Here is a 6,032-nt window from a genome sequence, read left to right on the forward strand (position 1 = left end):
ATATAACAATATTTACAATGTTTCATAATTAATGAGGGGGAATGGATTTTGAGCTTAACTCCGGACGAACGAATTGAACTGCATGGATTTAATAACTTAACAAAATCGTTAAGTTTCAATATGTATGATATTTGTTATACAAGAACGAAGGAAGAGCGAGAGGCTTACATAGAGTACATTGACGAAGAATATAGCGCCAAAAGGCTAACCAAAATCCTTAAGAATGTTTCAGACATCATTGGAGCTCATGTATTGAATATTGCCCAACAAGACTTTGTTCCACAAGGTGCAAGTGTAACTTTACTTGTTTCTGAAGGCCCAGTTGTTGAGGTTCCGATTGAATCCTATTCAGAAACACCAGGACCATTGCCGGAATCAGTTGTGATGCAGCTTGATAAAAGCCATATCACTGTTCATACCTATCCTGAATATCACCCTTCTGAAGGAATTAGCACGTTTCGGGCAGATATTGACGTATCTACATGTGGGGAAATATCTCCTTTGAAGGCATTAAATTTCTTAATTCATTCTTTTGATACAGATATTATGACAATTGATTTCCGCGTTCGCGGATTTACACGGGATAAAGATGGACAAAAGCTCTTTATTGATCAAAATATAAGCTCGATCCAAAACTACATCCCTGAGGAAATCAAAAATGAATTTGACATGATTGATGTCAATATTTATCAGTCACATATTTTCCATACAAAATGCCGCATTCGAGATTTCGATTTGAATAATTACCTCTTTGGATACACGAAGGACACCCTTAGCCCTGAGGAAGTAGAGGAAATCACAGAGAAGCTCACAATAGAAATGGACGAAATTTTTTACGGGACGAATATGAAATAAAGGTAGATTTGATGCAGTAGTTAGGAAATGCTATAAAACTTGTCCAAATAATCAGGTTTACCGGACAGGTTTCATCGTTTTACCCAAAACCTGTCCAAATAATGAGGTTTACTGGACGGGTTTCAGTGTTTTATGCAAAACCTGTCCAAATAACTAGGTTTACTGGACAGGCTTCAGTTGTTTACCCAAATCCTGTCCAAATATCTCATTGATTTAGACGGAAATAGAGAATTCATCAAAAGCTGCAGATTTTTGTTAACCCCAGAACTTCCACCATGGTTTTTCAACTTTCTCTGCAGCAGCTGCAGCTTTTCGGAAGCTGACGATTAAATCTTGAAACATCATTTCCCGCTGATGGACATCTTCCCAATATTGCTCCCGTTCGCGCGTAATCGTTTCAATGTAGATTTCTCTATCAGTGTTCAGAGTTTCAATTAACGCACTAATCTCCGTATGCGTAACCTCGGCAGAACTTGAGATATAATGAATCATCGTCTTAAATTCTTCTGAAGCCGCTTCAGAAGATTCTGTAACACGATGAACTAAAGAGCGCAGCTGTTCGGAAGTGCCTTTCGAAGCTTTCGTAACCCTTTTCGATAGAGCTTCGAGCGATTCGGAAGTATGTTCCGAAGCATTATGTATATGATTTGAAAGCTCGTGGATTTCAAGCTTCGTCTTTTCATTCGATTTATATATGGAGTCAGATAGACTTTTCACGGTGTGAAGCGATCCCTTCGAAATTTCTTTCTTTACCTCTTCCAAAACTTCTTTGCGAATGCTTGTCCGAATTTCCGCTCTGACATCATCAATTAACTGATTTCTAAAGGATTCCATTGCTCCATAAACCATGGATATATCCGGAACTTCCTCTCTGCTGCGGATTTCTTCCGAAATGGGAGCCAGTGAGGTTTCGATTGATTCGGAAGCTGATTCCGAAACCTTATGTTGGGAAATTAAATCTTTAATCATTTCCTTACTTAAGTTTTTATTGCGCATCTGCTTAATGGTTTCAAGTAGTTTGATTTCCTCATCCGTATAGAATCGTGCCCCTTGCTTAGAGCGGGGGATTACTAGCAGTCCATCTAAATCCTTTTCCCATTGCCGCAGTGTTCCAGGGGGTATATTTATCAATTTTGATACTTCCTTAATCGTATAGGCTTTAACGAATTGATTTGGCATTGGTTCTCCATCCCTTTCTGTCTTTAGTCGTTATGAATATTTCGGAAGGCCTTTCCGAGTTAATTTTTCTATGTAAGAGTTATTCAGCAAAGGCTATCCCTTTTTCCTGCAACATGACAAAAGCTATCAAAACAAGACGGAATTCTGCAGAATTAGGAGATTTCGACAGCGAAGATTAGATTAAGTGAAAAAAAGAAGAGCAAACAGTAGTTGCTGTTCGCCCTCCTCTAATTATGTGGAAAGTAAATATCTAATTTGCCTGATGTTTTTCTTAGTGTGAAATAATGCTGAAAAGCACTATTAATAAAAAAATCCGGATATTCCTGTAAACAAATGGTGTATTTAAAGCCATCCTTCCGTTTAAAGATAAGTTGTTCATTAGTCACAAGGATTGAGTCGAAATGAAAACCTTCTCTTTTCCATAGGAAATCGTCATCTTCATAGTAGTTGAGAATAACTTGCCCTTGGATAAATTCCGCTAGTACCCCTAAATGTTCGATTCTTTTTTCATACTCTAAGCACATGCCCCCCACAGCCGCATTGGTCAACTAAGTGTTTTTTAAATCAAAGGATAGACGTCACTACTGTCTAATGATTGTTGTCTCCAATTCAATTTCAACATTGCCTTTTAATGCACGGGAGATCATACAGGAAGTTTCTGCTTTTTGGGCTAATTTTAGAACTAAAGCCTCATTCTTTTCTGTTGCTTCACGTTTTAGAACGATAACCGGGCGGTGAATGATTTTTTTGTAAGTGATCACACCTTTTGTTACATCAACTATCCCTACAGATTCCATTGACAAATCAACTTTTTCTAGCTTACTGCGTTCCATCATTGCAGCCAAAGTAATGATGTAGCAAGTTGCAGCGGCTCCAAGCAGCATTTCATCCGGGTTGGTTCCAATTCCAGGACCATCCATTTCTGGCGGGATGGAAACCTTTGTCTTCAATTGACCAGCTTCGATTTCACCCACATCGTTTCTAAGCCCTGGCCAATGTGCTTTTAAATGAAAATGGTGTTCAGCCATTGTAAAATCCTCCTTGGAAACTTACTTTTCGTATATATTTTACGATAATTTGATGAAAAGTAGTAAATTAAGTGTTAGAGGACCCTGATTCCGTTATTTATCTGAAAAGACTATTTTTCAACATGTAAACGGATCCTGGTTCCGTTATTGTATGAAAAGAAGGCTACTTTCTTCAAGTTTTTCATCAATAACGGATTCTGTGTCCTATTCATTCGCCGAATATGCGAATTTTAAGGTAATAAGGTATTCTCTGTCCGCTATTAATTAGCATGCAAGCTAGTTCCATGATATTCTATTAATCTAGAGTTTTTAAAAAAGGAGTCATAATAGCATGAAATTTGTGTCGTGGAATGTGAATGGAATTCGAGCCTGTGTGAAAAAAGGCTTTTTAGATTATTTTCATGAAGTAGATGCAGATATATTCTGTATTCAAGAATCAAAACTGCAGGAAGGGCAGATCGACCTTGAACTTGAAGGCTATCACCAATTTTGGAATTATGCACTGAAAAAAGGCTATTCGGGTACGGCAATTTTTACGAAAAAGAAGCCGCTCTCCGTTAAATATGGTGTAGGAGAAAATGAAACGGAGCCAGAGGGAAGAATCATTACGTTAGAGTTTGAATCTTTTTACTTGGTCAATGTATATACGCCAAATTCACAAAGAGATTTGGCTCGATTATCCTATCGATTAGAGTGGGAAAATGAACTTCTTCAATATCTTTGTGAGCTCGATCAAATAAAACCGGTTATTTACTGTGGAGACTTGAATGTAGCACATAACGAAATTGATTTGAAAAATCCAAAATCGAATGATGGCAACTCTGGCTTTACAACAGAGGAGAGAAATAAAATGACTCGCTTGCTTGATTCTGGCTTTGTTGATTCCTTTAGATACGTCTATCCAGATGCAGAGGGTGCCTATACATGGTGGTCTTATATGGCTAAAGTAAGAGAACGGAATATTGGCTGGCGAATCGATTATTTTATCGTTTCCGAAAGAATGAAAAATGCAATAAAATCTGCACAAATTCACTGTGACGTTATGGGCAGTGACCATTGTCCGATTATGCTGGAGATGGAAATATAAAAAAATTCAAGCCGACTTCAAACTGTTACACGAACATGAAGCCGGCTTTTTTTGGCAGGAATGTTGGGCAAATACCTTCACATTACCCTTGTCTCCTTTGATATTCCTTATAATTCAAATGCCACTTCCGGAACTTTTTCCACGCCTCCTCAAAATCCGGCTGAATAATCGAAAGCTGAACCCAAGCCCTTTCTGATAAATAAGCGCTTTTATAATGTAAATCAAATCCTGAAAGTGCAGCATCCTCTGCCATATTTGTACAGCTGTCTTCTCCTTTCAATGTTACGATCATCGGATAGCCATTAGGGGTTAAAAAGGCCATTTCCTCATTTTTCTCTGCAGAAAGAATTTGTTCATAGCAATTTTTCAAAACGGAATACCTATCTTCATCTAAATAATATCTTAGTGCTCTCTCTAAGCTTTTTAACACTTGTGAAGAATAGGTAAACGGGATATTACCATTCGCATACAACCCCAAATCTAGATAAGAAGGAAGAGTTGAATCTTCTTCAATTTCATGGTTTGAGAAAACAAACGAAAGCCCGCTCATTGTTCCAATCGCTTTCCCGCTAACCCCAGTGGCCAAATAAATCTCTGCAAGTGAGAAGGGCAGGGCACCAAAGGAGCTGACACAATCGAGACAAAGCTTTATATTATGTATTTTACATAGCTCTTGGATCTTTTCTAATTGATTTAGCATTCCAGTGGAAGTTTCCCCATGCGTCATTAAAACCCATTCATAATTCAATTGTTCTAGTTTCATAGAAATTTGACGTTCATCGAAGGGCTTGCCCCATTCATAGCTTAAACAATCAAATGTTAGACCCCATCTGTTTGCTTGATTCACTAATCGGTCCCCAAATGCTCCATTTGTTAAAATTAGTCCTTTTCCAGGAAGTCTTTTCAATTGTGCAAGCATCGCTTCATTTGCAAGAGTTCCGCTGCCATTTAATAAATGAACATATGCTGACTTGCTCATGGATAACAGCATTTGCTGTACTTTTTCAAGCGTCATCGAAAAATCGTATGAGCGATGGGAGACTGGCTCTTCAGTCAGGGCATTACGAATATCGTCTCTTAAAACGACAGGTCCCGGATAGAATGAGTATCTTTTTTGCTTTAATCTAGCAGCAATAGACCTCTCGAATTGCCTTCTAGTTAACACCATAGGGACGAACTGGGCATCTTCTGTTCCAACCGTATCGGCAAAAGCTTCAAAACCCATTTGCTTATAAAGCTTCTGCTCACGTATTGTTCCTGAAATAACAGCAGCGCTATACCCTTGTTTATAAGCATAGTCAGATAAAGCACTGACAAGCATGAAAAATACCCTTCCATTTCGATGCTCTTTCCTTACAGCAAGAAGTCTAATTTCACAAAGCTTACCTGACAAAGCATCATCATGTAGCAGATTCTCTACAGATCCGACTTTCTTGTCCAAGGAGAAAGGGCGCTGATCACGGATGGCAATCATACCAGCAAGCTCTTGATCTTTTAAAACAATAATATATTTATTTTCATGATGAAAAGGATCCACACGAATTCCATTTTCGTCAGGTTCATGCTGGGGGATCTCTTCAACAAAGGTTTCGTAATTTAATTTTGCTATTTCGGAAAACTCTCTCTCTGTGCGAGCTATTTTACACCAATACATATTGAAAACCTCTCTTCGTTCAAGCTCTTTCTATATCATATGCAAACTGACTAAAATCTATTTTCGCATAATTTTAGATTGAAAGAAATAATTTACTCCTAAATATTGTAATAGAGATGATTAAATAGAAATATGTGGTAAAATCGGGATGGTTTGGAAACTGAGAAATTAGTATATTAACAAATTTCAAGGAGTTTTAATTATGTATGATTATATGCATATTTTTCTT

General features: G+C 37.8%; 6 protein-coding genes. 2 read left to right on the top strand and 4 right to left on the bottom strand.

What is annotated here, in order from left to right; genetic code table 11:
* Positions 1–48: 48 nt before the first annotated feature.
* Entirely contained in the window at positions 49–855 is an 807-nt protein-coding gene (gene speD, locus V7164_RS24940) for an adenosylmethionine decarboxylase (RefSeq protein ID WP_335355562.1), read from the top strand.
* 255 nt (positions 856–1,110) lie between these two features.
* Here the strand turns inward: speD and V7164_RS24945 are convergent, their stop codons facing one another.
* From V7164_RS24945 to V7164_RS24955, 3 genes are all read right to left on the bottom strand, one after another.
* Positions 1,111–2,034, bottom strand: coding sequence for a MerR family transcriptional regulator (locus V7164_RS24945; protein WP_335355563.1), 924 nt, complete (start codon positions 2,032–2,034; stop codon positions 1,111–1,113).
* Positions 2,035–2,261: 227 nt separating this feature from the next.
* A complete protein-coding gene (locus V7164_RS24950; protein WP_335355564.1) occupies positions 2,262–2,558 on the bottom strand; it encodes a hypothetical protein in 297 nt (98 codons plus the stop codon).
* Between the two features lie 57 nt (positions 2,559–2,615).
* Positions 2,616–3,062: an OsmC family protein gene (locus V7164_RS24955; RefSeq protein WP_335355565.1), complete on the bottom strand. Its 447-nt coding sequence runs from the start codon at positions 3,060–3,062 to the stop codon at positions 2,616–2,618.
* Between the two features lie 331 nt (positions 3,063–3,393).
* Between V7164_RS24955 and V7164_RS24960 the strand changes: the two genes are divergently transcribed.
* Positions 3,394–4,149, top strand: coding sequence for an exodeoxyribonuclease III (locus V7164_RS24960; RefSeq protein WP_335355566.1), 756 nt, complete (start codon positions 3,394–3,396; stop codon positions 4,147–4,149).
* An 82-nt stretch (positions 4,150–4,231) separates the two neighbouring features.
* Here the strand turns inward: V7164_RS24960 and V7164_RS24965 are convergent, their stop codons facing one another.
* Complete coding sequence (locus V7164_RS24965; protein ID WP_335355567.1) at positions 4,232–5,803, bottom strand: GNAT family N-acetyltransferase; 1,572 nt, start codon at positions 5,801–5,803, stop codon at positions 4,232–4,234.
* Positions 5,804–6,032 lie beyond the last annotated feature (229 nt).

The organism is Bacillus sp. JJ1474 (assembly GCF_036965225.1).
GTDB lineage: Bacteria > Bacillota > Bacilli > Bacillales > Cytobacillaceae > Cytobacillus.